Consider the following 16,429-nt stretch of genomic DNA (forward strand, 5'->3'; position numbering starts at 1 on the left):
AACTCGTCGGCGATCTGCTCGAACACCTCCTGGGACCAGTCGACCAGGTCCATCTTGTTGACACACAACACCAGATGCGGCACCCGCAGCAGCGAGCAGAGGAACGCGTGGCGACGGGACTGCTCGACCAGGCCCTTCCGGGCGTCGACCAGGATCAACGCCAGGTCAGCCGTCGACGCGCCGGTGACCATGTTCCGCGTGTACTGGGTGTGCCCGGGAGTGTCGGCGATGATGAACTTCCGCCGTGGGGTCGCGAAGTACCGGTAGGCGACATCGATCGTGATGCCCTGCTCCCGCTCCGCCCGCAACCCGTCAGTCAGCAGAGCAAGATTCGTGTACTCGTCACCACGAGCAGCGGAGACCGCCTCCACCGCCTCCAACTGATCCGTGAACAACGACTTCGTGTCATACAAAAGCCGACCGATCAGAGTCGACTTACCGTCGTCGACGCTTCCGGCGGTGGCGAAGCGGAGCAGGTCCATCGGGCGGGCCGACGTCTCCGGGGCGATCGTTTCGACGCTCATCAGAAGTAGCCCTCCCGCTTGCGGTCCTCCATGGCGGCCTCACTCACCCGGTCGTCACCCCGGGTCGCACCCCGCTCCGTGATCCGGGTCGCCCCGACCTCCTCGATCACCTTCTCCACCGTGTCCGCATCCGAACGCACAGCGGCCGTGCACGACGCGTCCCCGACCGTCCGGTACCGCACCCGCGCCTTCAGGCGCTCCTCCCCGGCCCGGGGCTGGATGAACTCGTTCACCGCGTACAGCATGCCGTCGCGGTCCACGACCTCACGCTCGTGCGCGAAATAGATCGACGGCAGCGCGATCTGCTCCCGAGCGATGTAGTGCCACACATCCAACTCGGTCCAGTTCGACAACGGAAACACCCGAATCGACTCACCCGGATGATGCCGACCGTTGTACAACGACCACAACTCCGGACGCTGATTCTTCGGATCCCACTGCCCGAACTCATCCCGGAACGAGAACACCCGCTCCTTCGCCCGCGCCTTCTCCTCATCCCGACGCGCCCCACCGAACAACGCATCAAACCGATGCTTCTCCACCGCGTCCAGCAGCACGGGCGTCTGGATCCGGTTGCGCAACCCGTCCGGGCTCTCGCGCACCAGTCCGCGCTCCAGCGCCTCGGGGACGCTCGCCACGATCAGCTGGAGACCCAGCTCGGCGACCCGCTGGTCGCGGTACTCCAGGACTTCCGGGAAGTTGTGGCCGGTGTCGACGTGCATCACCGGAAACGGGATGTTCGCCGGGGCGAACGCCTTCTCCGCCAGCCGGAGCATCACGATCGAGTCCTTGCCCCCGGAGAAGAGCAGCACCGGCCGCTCCATCTCCGCCACCACCTCACGCATCACGAAGATGCTCTCCGCCTCCAACGCGTCCAGGTGGGAGACGCGGTAGGCCGCTGGGGCGGTCATGACGCGGGCTCGAATCGTGCGGATCGGCTCATGGATTCCAGACCTTTCCGGTCGGACACCTCAGGAAGTGGGGGTCAGGCTACCCCGGAATGCCTCTGCAGCGCTGCAAGCAACCGGCTGGCGAGATCCTTGCGACAGACCAGCAGGTCGGGCAGGCGCGGATCCGCCTCGTTGTATTTCAGCGCAGATCCGTCAATCCGGGAAGCGTGGAGTCCGGTGGCCGTCGCCACAGCGACCGGGGCGGCCGAGTCCCACTCGTACTGCCCCCCGGCGTGGATGTACGCGTCCACCTCACCCGTCACCACCGCCGCGATCTTCGCCCCCGCCGACCCCATCGGCACCAACTCCGCACCGATGTCCCCGGCCAGGTCGGTCAGGAAGACCGGCGGACGGCTCCGGCTCGCCGCCAGCCGGAGCGTCCGTCCCCGTGCGGTCGCCGCCTCCACCGTCATCGGCGGGTACGCCGGTGGTTGGTCGGTCCCGAGCACCCGGTGCTGCGCCGGCAGCGCCACCGCCCCACCGACCAGCTTGTGCGGGGTGGAGCCGTTCCGCGCCCAGAGCGCCACGTGCACCGCCCAGTCCGAACGGCCCTCCTCGGAGAACTCCCGGGTCCCGTCCAACGGGTCGATGATCCACACCCGGTCGGCGGTGAGTCGCGAGACCGCCTCCGTGTTCACCTCGGCCGCCCAGGCCATGCGGGAACCCTCGTCCTCCTCGGAGAGCACCGCGTCCGCCGGACGCCAGCGGGCCAGTTCGGTACGGATCAGGTCGTGCGAGACCTTGTCCCCGGCCGCCTTCAACGCTCCCTGGTCGGTGAAGCCCATCTCGCCCCGCAGGTCCAGCAGGGCCTGCCCGGCCCGTGCCGCCAACCAGCGGGCGAACGCACCGTCGATCATCGGAGGACTCATGCCACACTCCCGTTCGGGCCACACCAAAGCCGCAGACTACCGGCCGTCATCACGCTCACCGGCACGCCCCGCCCTCAGCCGCCGTGGTAGGCGTTCTGCGTCCACTCGACGCCCCGGGTGATGACCGACTCCACCGCGTCCGCCGCCCGGTCGACCAGGAACTCCAGCTCCTTGCGCTCGACGCCGGAGAAGTCGGACAGGACGTAGTCGGCCGGGTCCTGCCGCCCCGGCGGGCGGCCGATGCCGAAGCGCACCCGGACGTAGTCCTTGGTGCCCAGCGACTTCGTCATCGAGCGCAGGCCGTTGTGGCCGCCCTCGCCGCCACCGCATTTCACCCGCAGCTGCCCGTACCCGATGTCCAGCTCGTCGTGCACGGCGACGACCTGCGCCGGGGGGATCTTGTAGAACTGGGCGAGCGCGGTGACCGGGCCACCGGAGAGGTTCATGTACGTCAGCGGCTTGGCCAGCACGAGCCGCGGCCCACCGAACCCGAGCCGCCCCTCGGCGACCTCGGCCACCGCCCGGCGGTGCCGCCCGAACTTCCCGCCCACCCGACCGGCGAGCAGGTCGGCCACCATGAAGCCGACGTTGTGCCGGTGACCCGCGTACTCCCGGCCCGGGTTACCCAGGCCGACCACCAGCCACGGCCGGTCCTCGTCCGTCACGTTCCGCCCTCTCCGTCCCGACAGCCACCGTCACGTTCCCCGCCGGGCCGTTCCGATGGCCGTGATACGACGACAGGCGCCCCCGAAGCGATCGGGGACGCCTGCCGCACGGCTTAGATCAGGCCTCGGTGCGCGCCTCGGCCGGGGTCTCCTCGCCCTCGGCGGCCGGGGTCTCGGCACCCTCGGCAGCCTCACCCTCGACGACCTCGGCCTCCTCGGCCGCCGTCTCGACCTCGGGCAGGGTCGCCTCGAGCTGCTCGGCGGTCGGCGCGGCGGTCACCGCGGCGACCGACAGCTCCGGGTCGGCGACCAGCTCGACACCGGCCGGCAGCTCGACGTCGGCGGCGGTGACCTGGGTGCCGGCCTCGAGGCCCTCGACGGACGCCTCCAGGTGGTCCGGGACCTTAGTGGCCTCGGCGGTCACCGTGAGGGTGTCGTGGTCGTGCACGATCAGGGTGTCCCGCGCCGCCTCACCGGTCAGCTGCACCGGCACCTCGACGGTGACCTTCTCGCCCCGACGGACCAGCAGCAGGTCGATGTGCTCGAAGGTGTCCTTGATCGGGTCACGCTGGATCGCCTTCGGCAGCGCGAGCACCTGGGTGCCGTCGCTGACCTCGATGGCGAAGAGCTGGTTGGCGCCGCCCTTGCGGATCGCCGCGGCGAACTCGCGGGCCGGGAGCGCGATGTGCTTGGGCTTCTCGCCGTGGCCGTACAGCACGGCGGGCACCTTGCCGGCCCGGCGGGTACGACGGGCACCACCCTTGCCGAACTCGGTACGGGGCTCGGCGCTGATCTTTACCTCGGACACGGCAAAACTCCTGAATGCTTTCGCTGCGGCGGCTTTAGTCGTCTGGCGGTGCTGGGGCGAGGGGCTCGCTGGGGCGCTTGAGTCGGAACGACTGCCCGGAGCACCGCGTCGATGACGGTGCCTCCGTGCGGCGCTTCTCAGCGGCCCGCAGGGCACCCTCGCCGTGGCAACCGGACCAGTCTACCCGAGCACATTCCGCGCCCTTCACCAGTCCCCACACATCACCGCCCCGCCGGCTGGAGGCCGGCGGGGAACAGCGACGCGACGTGGGCCGCACCGGCGGCGGGGGCACGTGCCCCACCGCCGTGACGTCAGCTCAGTCCACCGAAAAGGGTGGTCACCGACCCGTCGTCGAAGACCTCCCGGATCGCCCGGGCCAGCAGCGGCGCGATCGACAGGACGGTGATCTTGTCGAGCTGCTTCTCCGGCGGCAACGGCAGCGTGTTGGTCACCACCACCTCGCTGATCGGGCTGTTCTTCAACCGCTCGGTGGCCGGGTCGGAGAGCAGCGCGTGCGTGGAGGCGACGATGACGTCGGCCGCGCCCGACTCCTGGAGGATGTCGGCCGCCTTGGCGATCGTGCCACCGGTGTCGATCATGTCGTCGACGATCAGGCAGACCCGCCCCTCGACGTCACCGACCACCCGGTTCGCCACCACCTGGTTCGGCTTCAGCGGATCCCGGGTCTTGTGGATGAAGGCCAGGGGGCAGCCGCCCAGTCGGTCGGTCCACCGCTCCGCCACGCGAACCCGGCCGGAGTCCGGCGCGACCACCGTCATCGGCCGGCCCGCGTACTTGCGCTCGACGTACTCGGCGAGGATGTCCATCGCGAAGAGGTGGTCCACCGGGCCGTCGAAGAAGCCCTGGATCTGCGCGGTGTGCAGGTCGACGGTGAGGATCCGGTTCGCTCCCGCTGTCTTGAGCAGGTCGGCGATCAGCCGGGCCGAGATCGGCTCCCGCCCCCGGTGCTTCTTGTCCTGCCGCGCGTAGGGGTAGAACGGCAGTACCACCGTGATCCGCTTGGCCGAACCGCGCTTCAGTGCGTCGACCATGATCAGGGTCTCCATGACCCAGGTGTTGACACCGTGCGTCACGGACTGCACGACGAACGCGTCCGACCCACGCACCGAGTCCTTGTACCGTACGAAGATCTCGCCGTTGGCGAACTCGTACGCGTCGGCGGGAGTCGGCGCGACGCCGAGCACCTCGCCGATCTCCCTGGCCAACTCCGGAAAGCCGCGTCCGGAGAAGAGCATCATGCTCTTGCGGTTTTCGGCGACGATGCTGCCCATGGCCCGTCTGCTCCCGTGGGTAGGTGGTGATCCGGGACTACTCGGTTGCAGTATCTACCTCGCCGACGGCCGCTCGAACCGGCTCGGCACCGCCGTGGATTGCCTCACCCTCGCGCACCCCCGCCGCCTGTCCGGAAGCAGCCTCCGTGGCCCGCCGCGCGGCTTCTGCGGCGGCCGTACCGGCGCGGCGCATCTCCACCCAGCCCTCGATGTTGCGCTGCCGTGCCCGGGCCACCCCCAGCGCGCCCGGCGGCACGTCCTTGTCGATCACCGAGCCGGCGGCGGTGTACGCGCCGTCGCCCACCTCGACCGGGGCGACGAACATGTTGTCCGCCCCGGTCCGGGCGTGGCTGCCGATCACGGTGCGGTGCTTGTTGACCCCGTCGTAGTTCACGAAGACCGTCGCCGCGCCGATGTTGCTCTGCTCGCCGATGGTGGCGTCCCCGACGTAGGTCAGGTGCGGCACCTTGGAGCCCGCCCCGATCTCGGAGTTCTTCACCTCGACGAAGGTGCCCACCTTGGCCTTCTCCGCCAGCTTCGCCGCCGGGCGCAGGTACGCGTACGGGCCGACACTGGCCCGGGGGCCGACCTCGGCGCCCACCGCGTGGCTGCGCACCACCGTCGCGCCCGCGCCGACCACGGTGTCCTCCAGCGTCACGTCCGGCCCGACCAGTGCACCGGCCCCGACCACGCTCGCGCCCTTGAGCTGGGTGTTCTGGTCGATCACCGCGTCCCGTTCCACGGTGACCGTCACGTCGATCCAGGTGGTCTCCGGGTCGAGCAGGCTGATGCCCGCGCGCATCCAGTCCTCGTTGACCCGGTCCCGCAGCAGCCGGCGCAGTCCGGCCAACTCGACCCGGTCGTTGCAGCCCAGGGTCTCGGTGTGGTCGGCGGCGACGTGCACCGCCACCGGCTCCCCGGCCGAGGCGAACAGCCCGAAGACGTCGGTGAGGTATTCCTCGCCCTGGTCGTTGTCGGTGGAGAGCTTGCCGAGCGCGTCCCGCAGCCGCACCACGTCGAAGGCGTAGATGCCGGCGTTGATCTCGCGGACGGCCCGCTCCCCGGCGGTGGCGTCCCGTTCCTCGACGATCCGCTCGAGGCGGCCGGTGCTGTCGCGGACGATCCGTCCGAGGCCGGTCGGGTCGGGCACCTCGGCGGCCAGCACGGTCGCCGCCGCGCCCGCCTCCTCGTGTGCCCCGACCAGGTCCGTCACCGTCTCGGGCCGGAGCAGCGGCACGTCGCCGTTGAGGACGACCACCGTGCCGGTGGCGTCGGGCACTGCCTCCAGCGCGATGCGCACGGCGTGCCCGGTGCCCAGTTGCTGGGCCTGGAGGACCGGGGTCGCCTCCGGGGCGACCTCGGTCAGGTGCGCCCGGACCTGGTCCGCGCCGTGCCCGACCACGACGACCGTGCGCTCCGCGCGCAGCGGCGCGGCGGCGGTCAGAACGTGGCCGACCAGGGTACGACCCAGCATCGGGTGCAGCACCTTGGGCAACGCCGACTTCATTCGCTTGCCCTCACCAGCGGCGAGCACGACAACGATGCGGGGGGGCGGCTGGGACACGACGAATGCTCCCGTCGGCAGTCGGACAGTCTGCGGCCATGCTAACCACGCATCAACCACTCATGTGTACAAGCTCCCGGGAGAGGACTCGAACCCCTACAATCAGGACCAAAACCTGACGTCCTGCCATTAGACGACCCGGGAAGGTCTAAAGCGGACAAAAGTCCGTGGCCGCAACGCTCCCTACACCTTAGCGCCCCGGCTCCGGATGCTCATCGCTCATTCCCACCCGGGATCACGATCCTCTCGCGGAGCCGTCCCGTCGAGGGCAGGTCGAGCGGAAAGCGGGCCGCCGTGTGCCCGCGACGGCCCGAGCGGATCGCCGCCAACCATGCAACCGGCCAGGGATCGACAAACCGAGCGGTGCCGCCCGACGCTACCTGGCAGTATTGCCGGGTGACAGAGGACAACGGGGACACAATCGGGCAGCCCGGGGGCACCGCCGACGGGCACCGTCCGGGTACGGTCGGATCTTCCAGGACCGTGATCCGGACGGGTGTCAGCGGGGCGGGCGCGTGAGCACGCACAGCGGAGGCTCCGTTCCACGACAGGGCGTCACCGAGCGTCCGCGAGGTGATGACATGGCGAACGTCCCCGACGGCGACGGCGGTGCGGTCCGGCGGCGGGCCGCCCCGCCGCCCGCGACGAAACCGGCGTCCCGGGTACGGATGCCGGCGGCCCAGCGCCGGGAGCAGCTCATCTCGATCGCGCGGCAGATCTTCGCCGAGCGTGGTTTCGACGCGACGTCGATAGAGGAGGTGGCCGCCCGCGCGAAGGTCTCCAAGCCGGTCGTCTACGAGCACTTCGGCGGCAAGGAGGGCCTGTACGCGGTGGTGGTGGACCGGGAGGTCACCGCCCTGCTGGACCGGATCACCACCGCGCTGACCGCCGGCCACCCCCGTGAACTGTTGGAACAGGCGGCGATGGCGCTGCTCGGCTACATCGAGGAGGACGCCAGCGGCTTCCGGGTGCTGGTCCGGGAGTCACCGCTGCTATCCGCCACCGGAAACATCAGCAGCGTGCTCAACGACGTTGCGCACCAGGTGGAACACATCCTCGGCGCCGAGTTCAAGAGCCGGGGGTACGACCCGAAGCTGGCGGAGCTGTACTCGCAGGCGCTGGTGGGCATGGTGGCGCTGACCGGCCGCTGGTGGCTGGAGGTGCGCAAGCCGCGTAAGGAGACGGTGGCCGCGCACCTGGTCAACCTGGCCTGGAACGGTCTGTCCCACCTGGAGGCGAAGCCGGGGATGATCACCGTCCGCAGCCGGTGACCCGGACCGCACCGCCGACGGGCCGCGTGGCCCCGGCGGCGCGTGCGGTGCGGACGCTCAGCGGGGACCGGTGATGAGGGGGCTCCGCTGGCGTCGTTCGGCCTCGGCGTGTTCGGGCGGGCCGACCTTGTCGTAAAGGCCGGTGGCGAGGAGCAGCAGCCCGAAGATCATCGAGACGACGACCGTGGACATCGAGAAGTTCAGGAAGTTCGCGTCGGTCTGGAGCACGCTCATCATCAGCACGCCGGTGACCATGAAGACCACCCCGGCGGTGAGGTTCATGTAGTGCCCGAGGTTGCTCCGGCGGGACGCGCCGATCAGCAGCACGATGCCGAAGAGCACCGAGGCCAGCGAGAAGGCCGGGTTGGTGCGCAGCCCGAGGGCCCAGTGGCTGCCCCGGTCGAAGAGCGGCTCGCCCCACGTCTGCACGACGCCCCAGACGCCGAAGACCAGGATGTAGAGGCCGACGAGGCCGGCGAAGGCCCGGTAGAGCGGGCGCGCCGGATGGTTGACCGGGAAGTGCGGCATGACACCCTCCTCCGAATCCGGAAGCAATATCCCGAATTGTCACCCGGATCGGGGGAGGGTGTCCGACGAACCGCCGAGACCGGCGCCGGAATCGCCTCAGAGCAGCAGTCGGGCGTCCTGCCAGGCCTTGTGGTCCTCCGCGGTGCCGACCTTGCCGTACATGCCGACCATCAGCAGGACCAGGCCGAGGAGCATGGTCACGACCACCGTGGCCATGCTGAAGTTGAAGATGTTGACGTCGGTCTGGAGGAAGGCCAGCTCGAAGAGGCTGAGCGCCATCAGCCCGTACGCCGTCCACTGGTTGATCGCGACGTCGCGGTTACGGCCGAGGGCGGTGCCGGCCAGCACGGCGGCGCCGATCACGATGGCGAGGAGGGAGAATCCGAGATTCGCCCCCTGGCCGAGGACCTTGGTGTCATCCTGGGCGAAGAGCTCGTCGCCCATGGTGGTGACGACGCCGAGGACACCGAAGACCACCAGGTACAGACCGGTCAGCCCGCCGATCGCCCGGTAGATCGGCCGCGCGGGGTGGTTGACGGGGGTGTGGGCCATGTCTGAGTCTCCAACGCCGGTCGGTTGAGGGGTTCGCGAGTGATTCTCCCGCATACCGTGTGCTGACGCCGCAACGGACCCCGGCTTTGTGACGGTGGGCGACCCGGCCCCGTCAGCTCTCCGGGATCTCCTCGGCGAGGGCGAGCCACGACTCCTCGGTCCGCTCCCGCTCCGCGCGTACCTCCTTGAGCTGGGCGTCGAGGTCGGCGACCCGGGCGTAGTCGGTGGCGTTCGCGGCGAGCTGGTCGAGCAGGGCGGTCTCCTTCTGCTCCAGCTTGCCGACCTGCCGCTCCAGCCGGGCGAGTTCCTTGCGGGCCTGCCGGGCCTCGGCGGCGGACATGCCGGTGGTGGCGGGCACGGCAGGCGTCGCGGGGCCGGTCACGGCCGGCGCCGGGGCGATCCGCCCGGCAGCCCGGGCGAGGTACTCGTCGACGCCGCCGGGCAGGTGCACCAGTTGGCCGTCGCCGAACATCCCGTAGACCACGTCGGTGACGCGTTCGACGAGGTACCGGTCGTGGCTGGCCACGACGATCGCGCCGGGCCAGGAGTCGAGCAGGTCCTCCAGCGAGGCCAGGGTGTCGGTGTCCAGGTCGTTGGTGGGCTCGTCGAAGAGAAGCACGTTGGGCTCCCCGGCGAGCAGGCGGAGCATCTGGAGCCGCCGCCGCTCGCCACCGGAGAGGTCCCCGACCGGAGTCCAGAGCCGCCGGTCGTCGAAGCCGAAGGTCTCGGCGAGCTGGGCGGCGGAGAGTTCCCGGTCACCGAGCTGCACCCGGCGGGCGATTTCCTCGACGGCCTCCAGGACCCGCAGGTGGCCCGGGAGCTCGGCCAGTTCCTGGGAGAGGAACGCCGGCCGGACGGTCGACCCGGTGACCAGGCGACCGCCGTCCGGACGGGTCACCCCGGCGAGCATCCGCAGCAGGGTGGTCTTGCCGGCCCCGTTCGCGCCGAGGATGGCGATCCGGTCGCCGGGACCGACCTGCCAGGTGACGTCGTGCAGGATCTCCTTCGGGCCGGCGTGCAGGGTGACCTGCTCCAGGTCGTACACCTGCTTGCCGAGCCGGGCGGTGGCGAGCCGTTGCAGCGACATGGTGTCGCGCGGCGGCGGCACGTCGGCGATGAGCGCGTTGGCGGCGTCGATCCGGAACCGGGGCTTGGAGGTCCGGGCCGGCGGGCCACGGCGCAGCCAGGCGATCTCCTTGCGGAGCAGGTTCTGCCGGCGGGCCTCGGTGGCGGCGGCGACCCGTTCCCGCTCCGCGCGGGCCAGGGTCCAGGCGGCGAAGCCGCCCTCGTAGGTGCGGACGCTCTGGTCGGCCACCTCCCAGGTGGTGGTGCAGACCGCGTCGAGGAACCACCGGTCGTGGGTGACCACGACCAACGCGCCCTTACGCCCGAGGAGGTGCCTCGCCAGCCAGTCGACGCCGCCGACGTCGAGGTGGTTGGTGGGCTCGTCGAGGATGAGCAAATCGCACTCGCGGACCAGCAGCGCGGCGAGGGCGACCCGGCGGCGCTCCCCACCGGACATCGGACCGACCGGCTGGTCGAGGCCGAGGTGGGGCATGCCGAGGCCGTCGAGGATCGCCCGGACCCCGGCGTCGCCGGCCCACTCGTGCTCGGCACCCATGCTCTCGCCGAGCCAGGCGGTGCCGAGGACGACGTCCCGCACGGTGGCGTCCGGGGCCAGCGTCAGGGTCTGCGGCAGCCAGGCGACCCGCAGGTCGCGCCGGTGGGTGACCCGGCCGTCATCCGGCTCCTCCTGCCGGGTGAGCATCCGCAGCAGGGTGGATTTGCCGGCCCCGTTGAGCCCGACCACGCCGATCCGGTCGGCGTCGTCGAGACCGAGCGAGACGTCGGTGAGCAGTGGCCCGGCGGCGCCGTACCCCTTGGACACGCGGTCCAGGTTGACGATGTTGGCCACTCCCCCACCTCTCATGATCAAGGCGTCCGGGTGCCGGACGGGCACCACGGGACGCCGACCCAAGCCTAGCCGTCCGACCGTCCCGTCCCGCTTCGAGCTCGACTCCCCGCCGCACGACCCAGGCCGGTACGTCCGGTCTGGGCGTCCGGCGTTGCGCCGGTGCGGCGCGACGAACTGCACCCTGGCCGTCCTGTCCTAGCTGCACTGTCGCCAATCAGGCACAGGGACCGCTTTGGCGAAGACTTCCCGGTAGCTTGAATCCCCAGAAGTGGCTGACGTTGCCAGGAGAGGCCAAAACCAGGTGAGCGGGCTCGAGTTGATCGCGGCGGCGCTCGCCGCCGGGGCGAGCGCCGGCGTGAGCGGTGCCGCGACCCAGGCCGTGCAGGATTCGTATGCCGAACTGAAGGCGCTGCTGCGCCGAGCGCTCCAGGGCCGGGGGAACGTCGCGGCCGAGATCGAGACGCTCGATGCGGAGCAGGCCACGTCCGGCGTCTGGAGGACCAGGCTCGGTGGCCCGGTGGCGGAGAGCGGGGCTGCCGACGACCAGGACGTTCTGGCCGCCGCCCGCGAGTTGCTCGATGCGGCGGAACAGGCCCGCCTGGGCAGGTACCGGGTCGAGATCCACGACTCCCAGGGTCTTCAGGTCGGGGACCACAATCAGCAGTCCAACCACTTCGGCTGACCGCTCGTGGTAGCCGATGACTGGTGGAAGAGCCACCACACTCGCGGGGCCGCGGTTGGCGTAGCTTTCGGAACGGTCCTGATGTTGATCCTGGGCTGGTTGCCGGGACCGGATTCGAAGGCGGGACCGGATTCGGAGCTCGTACCGTGCGGCGAGCGGGAACCCATCAAGGTGGTCTCCTCCACGGAGAAGCACAAAGCCATCCAGGAACTCGCCGACCGTTACAACAAGGACGAGACGCTACGGCCGCGGGGGACGACCTGCGCGGACGTAACAGTCGAGGGCGTCTCGTCGGGCACCGCCGAACTACTGCTGGCCAATCCGGGCGTCGAGGATCCCGCCATCACCGGAAATGACCGGGCAAAGGTCAAGGGCGCGCAGGTCTGGACGCCGTCATCGACGCTCTGGCTGGACCGGCTCTCGCTGGACACAGGGCATAAAGTTCAGCTGAAGAGCCTCGGCAGTCTCGCCCGGAGCCCGATGGTGCTCGCGATGCACGAGAAACTCGCGCAGCGCTGGAATAAGAATACCCCGACTTGGGGCGAGGCCATTGAATTGCTTCAAGACCAGGGGGCAAAATACACGCAGGAGGACCCGCGAGGCTCGACCTCGGGCTCGATGGCCACCTTTCTGACATTTGACGCCGCTGCACTAGCCAACGGAAAGGCCAGGCTGAATCCGAAGACGATCAACGAGGATGATGTCAGAAACGAGAATATCCGCAAGTACGTGCAGGATGTGCAGCGCGCGGCAGAAAGCGGATACTCGAGCGATTCAATCGAGATCCTGAAGAACTGGGCCAGGGATGACGCAGTTCCGGAAGACACGATATTCATCATCCAGGAGCAGATGGCCTGGTACTACAACTCCGGCCAGTACGCCCCCGACGGGGAAGCCCCCGAAGTCCCTCTAGTAGCGGTGTACCCGGTCACCAAGGGGGACAGGAGCACGGCGGAGTCCCTGTTCACCGATCATCCATACGTGTCGCTACACGAATCGCCGAAGCAGCAGGATGCAGCCGAGGATTTTTTCTCCTTCATCACTCAGGAAAATACCCTGTGTAAATGGGGTTTCCGGGCACCGGAACGCATGTCGACGGCGAACTGCTCGATCCCCGAAGGCGCCGGACCCAACGAGCGGATCGACCTAAACAAGAAAATCCAGGCGCTCGACCTGCCGACTGTCGACATGCAGAAGGCGATGCATGAAGCATGGCGGAGCCTCAAGTCACCGCGCCGTATCCTCATCGCGATGGACGTCTCGGGCAGCATGAAGAAGGACAGGCTCGACACCGCGATCGCGGCCGTCCGCGAGAGCATGGAGGAGAGACTAAGGGCCGATGACCAGGTAGAAGTCTGGCAGTTCGCCGGCACGAAGGACTATCAGGATCCCTACTGGCCGGTCCTGGATATGCGCAAGGTGGGAAAGCAGCCAAAATTCCCCGAACTCAAACAAGAGCCCCACTCCCGAAATACTCAACAGACCGCTTTCTTGCACACCTCCAAAGAGGCCTACAAGGCGATGTCTGGCGTACGGCAGGAGCCCGACGACAAACTCGCGGAAGAGAAAACCGTGGACGCCGTCATCATCGTCAGCGATGGCATCGACGACTGGGACGACACAAACGAAACGGTGGACACCGTCTGCAACGAGTGGAGTAAACCAACCCTTGCCCGCGTGCCCGTCGTTCACACGATCTACTACGAGCCGTACGAGGATGAGGATTACTCTGAGTCCAGAATCAAGGCTGGCAAGGACGCAATGGAACGCCTCGCCACCTGCAACAAGAAGCCAACAGCTTCAAGCTGGAATGGTAACGACCCTGAGTCGATGAAACAGGCCTTCAGTCGGATAATGACGGCTTTGTAAGCCTCTGGAAAGCCAGAACGGCGGTGGCGGTCACCACCGCGACAACGACGCCCGCTCCGAGGCTCCGGGCGCTCCCGGCGTCGACCGCCCACAGCGCGACGGCGTAGAACACCAGGCCCAGCACGACCGCGATCGCCACGGTCACCCAGTCGAACGACTTCTTCTCGCCTCCGGGCACACCGGGTACCACAGGCTCGACCTGACGATCCCCGTCCAGCTGGCCGGAAGGTGGGGATCGGAACGACGGGGGCGAAGACTCTATCAGCGACGCGAGGTCCTGGTGCAGCCTTCTCCGCAGTTGCTGCGGGCCGGCGACCTCGAACAACGACGTTCGGGAAGCCTCGACCTTGGTCTGGAACTTTTCCTGGCGGGCTAACTCCGCCAGCTTTCGCCGACCGTTCTCGAGGTGAACGTTGTCGATGAGATACGCGAGGTGGGGCTTCCCCGACCGTAGCGCAGCGTCGAATGCGACCTCGGGCTGGGAACACCCGTCATGGAGCTCCGGGCCGTACAGCAATCCCACGAGGTTCACGTATACGTCGTAGCCGTCGTGCTCGGCCGGCGTCGTGAAATTGGACGCGTCGCAGAAGCTGAGTTCGACATCCTGGATCGCGTTCCGTACGGCGTCCAGATAGGTCGGGGCTGGGCCACGGTCGATCTCGTCCGTGTAGCTGACGAGCACCCGCAGCCGCCAGCGGCCAGGAAACGTGACGTACTGAGTATTGCCGTCACCGACCTGGATGCCCTGGCTGTGGTGAATTGCCGTCATGCGGTCCGCCCCGTGTGTCATGACTGCTCCGCGGCTGAAATCTGGATCGAGGAGACAAGCATTGCACCTCGCCAGGGACGGATCCACCTACAGTTGCCGAACCGCAACGCCTTGACACCACCCGCCGCAGCGTGCTGCCCGTCGACGACGCGCACCCCGTCAGGACCGGGTGGGTATCGGTCAGGTGACGCGGGCGCCGGCGACCGGACCGTGGGCGGGACGCGCCTGGCGGCACACCCCCGCGGCGGTCAGCTCCCCGGCCACCCGTTCCGCGTCGTCGGCGTCCTTGGCCAGGAAGACGCAGGTAGGGCCGGAGCCGGAGACGATGCCGGCGAGCGCGCCGGCCGCCTCCCCGGCCCGCAGCGTGGCGGCCAGCGTCGGCCGCATGGACAGGGCGGCGGCCTGAAGGTCGTTGCCGAGCACGGTGGCGAGCACGGCCGGGTCCCGCTGGCGCAGGGCGGCGAGGAGCGCGTCGGTGCTGCCGATCGGCGCGGGCGCGTCGCCCGTGTCGCGGAGCCGGTCGAGTTCCCGGTACGCCTCGGGGGTGGAGAGCCCGCCGTCGGCGATCGCCACCACCCAGTGCCAGGAGGTGGGACGGACCAGGACGGGGCTGACCGTTTCCCCCCGGCCGGTGCCCAGCGCCGTGCCGCCGTGGACGAGGAACGGCACGTCGGACCCGAGATCGGCGGCGATCGTGGCGAGGTCGTCGCGGGACAGACCGGTGCCCCACAGCGCGTCGCAGGCGACCAGGGTCGCCGCCGCGTCGGCGCTGCCCCCGGCCAGCCCACCCGCGAGCGGGATCTGCTTGCGCAGGTGCAGTCGGGCGTGGGCGGGGCGGCCGGTCTGTGCGGCCAGCGCCCGGGCGGCCCGGATGACCAGGTTCGAGTCGTCCAGGGCCAGCTCACCGGCACCTTCGCCCTCCATGGTGAGGGTGAGGGTGTCCCCCCGACGGGCGGTCAGCTCGTCGTGGATCGAGATGGCGTGGTAGACGGTGTTCAGCTCGTGGTAGCCGTCGGCACGGAGCGGGCCGACCCCGAGATGCAGATTGATCTTGGCGGGTACCCGGACCCGGACCGGGCCAGTGGCCCCCCGCTGCTGGTCGTCCTCGTCCGGTCGCCACGCCCCGGTCACGGGGTGACGTCCCGGACGCGCAGGCGGATGTCGAACGGCTCTTTCACGGTCAGCTCCTCGGCGAAGTCGGCGGCCGGCTCGTGGCGGCCGTCGACCAGGTCGTCGGTACCCGAGTCCTCCTGGCGGAGGCGGACTCGCGCGTCAGCCTACTGTGCGGGCGGCGTACCGGCGGGAGCCGACGCGGCGATCGCGGCGAACTGCTCGACGGTCAGCTGCTCCCCCCGGGCGCCGGGGTCCACGCCGGCTGCGGTGAGCGCAGCCCCGGCCCGGTCCGCACCCCCCGCCCAGCCGGCCAACGCGGCCCGCAGCGTCTTGCGGCGCTGCGCGAACGCCGCGTCCACCACGGCGAAGACCCGCGTCCGGGGTACGTCGGGCCGGGGCGGCTCGTGCCGGGTGAAGGCGACCAGCCCGGAGTCGACGTTCGGGACCGGCCAGAACACGTTCGGCGGGACCCGGCCGGCCGACCGGGCGGACGCGTACCAGGCGAGCTTCACCGAGGGGATGCCGTACACCCGGGAACCGGGGCCGGCCACCAGCCGGTCGGCGACCTCCTTCTGCACCATCACCAGCCCGCTGCGGAGGCTGGGCAGCTCGGCGAGGAGGTGCAGCACCACCGGCACCGCGACGTTGTAGGGCAGGTTGGCCACCAGCGCGGTCGGCGCCGGGTCGGCCAGCTCGGCGGCGGTGATCCGCAACGCGTCGGCGCGGTGCACGGTCAGCCGGGCGGCGTCCGGGCCGGCGAACCGGGCGGCGGTCTCCGGCAGGGCCCCGGCCAGCGTCGGGTCGATCTCCACGGCGTGCACGTGCGCGGCGGCCGGCAGCAGCCCGAGGGTGAGCGACCCGAGCCCGGGGCCGACCTCCAGGGCCACGTCGTCCGGGGTCAGCCCGGCGGCGGTGACGATCCGGCGCACCGTGTTCGGGTCGTGCACGAAGTTCTGGCCGAGCTTCTTGGTCGGTGCCACGCCCAGTCGGGCGGCCAGATCCCGGATCTCCGCCGGGCCGAGCAGGTCTGCGGCCATGGCCCCACACCCTACGTCGCC

16 protein-coding genes and 1 tRNA gene are annotated in these 16,429 nt (G+C 69.6%); 3 read left to right on the top strand and 14 right to left on the bottom strand.

Annotation, left to right across the window (positions count from 1 at the left end; all coding sequences use genetic code 11):
* The 8 genes from ACIBJE_RS17295 to ACIBJE_RS17330 form a co-directional block, all read right to left on the bottom strand.
* A partial coding sequence (locus ACIBJE_RS17295; protein ID WP_396749277.1) for a GTP-binding protein occupies window positions 1-524 on the bottom strand: 524 nt, incomplete at its 3' end.
* Complete coding sequence (cysD, locus tag ACIBJE_RS17300) at window positions 524-1,435, bottom strand: sulfate adenylyltransferase subunit CysD (protein WP_396749279.1); 912 nt, start codon at window positions 1,433-1,435, stop codon at window positions 524-526. The genes ACIBJE_RS17295 and cysD, both read right to left, overlap by 1 nt.
* 74 nt (window positions 1,436-1,509) lie before the next feature.
* Window positions 1,510-2,331, bottom strand: coding sequence for an inositol monophosphatase family protein (locus ACIBJE_RS17305; protein ID WP_396749683.1), 822 nt, complete (start codon window positions 2,329-2,331; stop codon window positions 1,510-1,512).
* A gap of 86 nt (window positions 2,332-2,417) precedes the next feature.
* Window positions 2,418-3,008: an aminoacyl-tRNA hydrolase gene (gene pth, locus ACIBJE_RS17310; protein ID WP_396749281.1), complete on the bottom strand. Its 591-nt coding sequence runs from the start codon at window positions 3,006-3,008 to the stop codon at window positions 2,418-2,420.
* Window positions 3,009-3,126: 118 nt separating this feature from the next.
* On the bottom strand, window positions 3,127-3,816 hold the full coding sequence (locus ACIBJE_RS17315) for a 50S ribosomal protein L25/general stress protein Ctc (protein ID WP_396749283.1): 690 nt from the start codon (window positions 3,814-3,816) through the stop codon (window positions 3,127-3,129).
* A gap of 311 nt (window positions 3,817-4,127) precedes the next feature.
* Window positions 4,128-5,108 carry a ribose-phosphate diphosphokinase gene (locus ACIBJE_RS17320; protein WP_088980780.1) on the bottom strand — a complete coding sequence of 327 codons (981 nt, stop codon included), beginning with the start codon at window positions 5,106-5,108 and terminating at the stop codon, window positions 4,128-4,130.
* Window positions 5,109-5,145: 37 nt separating this feature from the next.
* On the bottom strand, window positions 5,146-6,672 hold the full coding sequence (glmU, locus tag ACIBJE_RS17325) for a bifunctional UDP-N-acetylglucosamine diphosphorylase/glucosamine-1-phosphate N-acetyltransferase GlmU (RefSeq protein ID WP_396749286.1): 1,527 nt from the start codon (window positions 6,670-6,672) through the stop codon (window positions 5,146-5,148).
* Between the two features lie 73 nt (window positions 6,673-6,745).
* Window positions 6,746-6,816, bottom strand: a tRNA-Gln gene (locus ACIBJE_RS17330).
* Window positions 6,817-7,253: 437 nt separating this feature from the next.
* Here ACIBJE_RS17330 and ACIBJE_RS17335 point away from each other — a divergent pair.
* Window positions 7,254-7,943 carry a TetR/AcrR family transcriptional regulator gene (locus ACIBJE_RS17335; protein WP_396749288.1) on the top strand — a complete coding sequence of 230 codons (690 nt, stop codon included), beginning with the start codon at window positions 7,254-7,256 and terminating at the stop codon, window positions 7,941-7,943.
* Window positions 7,944-8,000: 57 nt separating this feature from the next.
* Here the strand turns inward: ACIBJE_RS17335 and ACIBJE_RS17340 are convergent, their stop codons facing one another.
* From ACIBJE_RS17340 to ACIBJE_RS17350, 3 genes are all read right to left on the bottom strand, one after another.
* Window positions 8,001-8,471 (bottom strand): DUF4383 domain-containing protein, encoded by a 471-nt coding sequence (locus ACIBJE_RS17340; RefSeq protein WP_396749292.1) that lies wholly within the window; start codon window positions 8,469-8,471, stop codon window positions 8,001-8,003.
* 96 nt (window positions 8,472-8,567) lie between these two features.
* The gene (locus tag ACIBJE_RS17345; RefSeq protein WP_396749294.1) at window positions 8,568-9,023 is read right to left on the bottom strand and encodes a DUF4383 domain-containing protein; all 456 of its coding nucleotides are present in this window, start codon (window positions 9,021-9,023) and stop codon (window positions 8,568-8,570) included.
* A 112-nt stretch (window positions 9,024-9,135) separates the two neighbouring features.
* On the bottom strand, window positions 9,136-10,938 hold the full coding sequence (locus ACIBJE_RS17350; protein WP_396749297.1) for an ABC-F family ATP-binding cassette domain-containing protein: 1,803 nt from the start codon (window positions 10,936-10,938) through the stop codon (window positions 9,136-9,138).
* A 301-nt stretch (window positions 10,939-11,239) separates the two neighbouring features.
* Between ACIBJE_RS17350 and ACIBJE_RS17355 the strand changes: the two genes are divergently transcribed.
* Together ACIBJE_RS17355 and ACIBJE_RS17360 are read left to right on the top strand one after the other, a co-directional pair.
* Entirely contained in the window at window positions 11,240-11,620 is a 381-nt protein-coding gene (locus ACIBJE_RS17355; protein ID WP_396749299.1) for a hypothetical protein, read from the top strand.
* 81 nt (window positions 11,621-11,701) lie between these two features.
* Window positions 11,702-13,489 carry a hypothetical protein gene (locus tag ACIBJE_RS17360; RefSeq protein ID WP_396749302.1) on the top strand — a complete coding sequence of 596 codons (1,788 nt, stop codon included), beginning with the start codon at window positions 11,702-11,704 and terminating at the stop codon, window positions 13,487-13,489.
* Here the strand turns inward: ACIBJE_RS17360 and ACIBJE_RS17365 are convergent.
* The 3 genes from ACIBJE_RS17365 to rsmA form a co-directional block, all read right to left on the bottom strand.
* Window positions 13,464-14,279: a hypothetical protein gene (locus ACIBJE_RS17365; RefSeq protein WP_396749304.1), complete on the bottom strand. Its 816-nt coding sequence runs from the start codon at window positions 14,277-14,279 to the stop codon at window positions 13,464-13,466. The genes ACIBJE_RS17360 and ACIBJE_RS17365 overlap by 26 nt on opposite strands.
* A gap of 159 nt (window positions 14,280-14,438) precedes the next feature.
* Window positions 14,439-15,389, bottom strand: a complete 951-nt coding sequence (locus tag ACIBJE_RS17370; protein ID WP_396749307.1) for a 4-(cytidine 5'-diphospho)-2-C-methyl-D-erythritol kinase — start codon at window positions 15,387-15,389, stop codon at window positions 14,439-14,441.
* A gap of 146 nt (window positions 15,390-15,535) precedes the next feature.
* Complete coding sequence (rsmA, locus tag ACIBJE_RS17375) at window positions 15,536-16,408, bottom strand: 16S rRNA (adenine(1518)-N(6)/adenine(1519)-N(6))-dimethyltransferase RsmA (protein ID WP_396749309.1); 873 nt, start codon at window positions 16,406-16,408, stop codon at window positions 15,536-15,538.
* Window positions 16,409-16,429: the final 21 nt, after the last annotated feature.

The organism is Micromonospora sp. NPDC050187 (genome assembly GCF_044459745.1).
Taxonomy (GTDB): Bacteria; Actinomycetota; Actinomycetes; order Mycobacteriales; family Micromonosporaceae; genus Micromonospora.

What these genes read in the sequence shown, in the direction of transcription:
- ACIBJE_RS17340 (WP_396749292.1), bottom strand. Translation starts at nt 8,471, where the DNA reads ATGCCGCACTTCCCGGTCAACCATCCGGCGCGCCCGCTCTACCGGGCC.
- ACIBJE_RS17360 (WP_396749302.1), top strand. Translation starts at nt 11,702, where the DNA reads ATGTTGATCCTGGGCTGGTTGCCGGGACCGGATTCGAAGGCGGGACCG.
- ACIBJE_RS17305 (WP_396749683.1), bottom strand. Translation starts at nt 2,331, where the DNA reads ATGATCGACGGTGCGTTCGCCCGCTGGTTGGCGGCACGGGCCGGGCAG.
- ACIBJE_RS17320 (WP_088980780.1), bottom strand. Translation starts at nt 5,108, where the DNA reads ATGGGCAGCATCGTCGCCGAAAACCGCAAGAGCATGATGCTCTTCTCC.
- ACIBJE_RS17335 (WP_396749288.1), top strand. Translation starts at nt 7,254, where the DNA reads ATGGCGAACGTCCCCGACGGCGACGGCGGTGCGGTCCGGCGGCGGGCC.
- ACIBJE_RS17345 (WP_396749294.1), bottom strand. Translation starts at nt 9,023, where the DNA reads ATGGCCCACACCCCCGTCAACCACCCCGCGCGGCCGATCTACCGGGCG.
- ACIBJE_RS17365 (WP_396749304.1), bottom strand. Translation starts at nt 14,279, where the DNA reads ATGACACACGGGGCGGACCGCATGACGGCAATTCACCACAGCCAGGGC.
- rsmA (WP_396749309.1), bottom strand. Translation starts at nt 16,408, where the DNA reads ATGGCCGCAGACCTGCTCGGCCCGGCGGAGATCCGGGATCTGGCCGCC.
- cysD (WP_396749279.1), bottom strand. Translation starts at nt 1,435, where the DNA reads ATGACCGCCCCAGCGGCCTACCGCGTCTCCCACCTGGACGCGTTGGAG.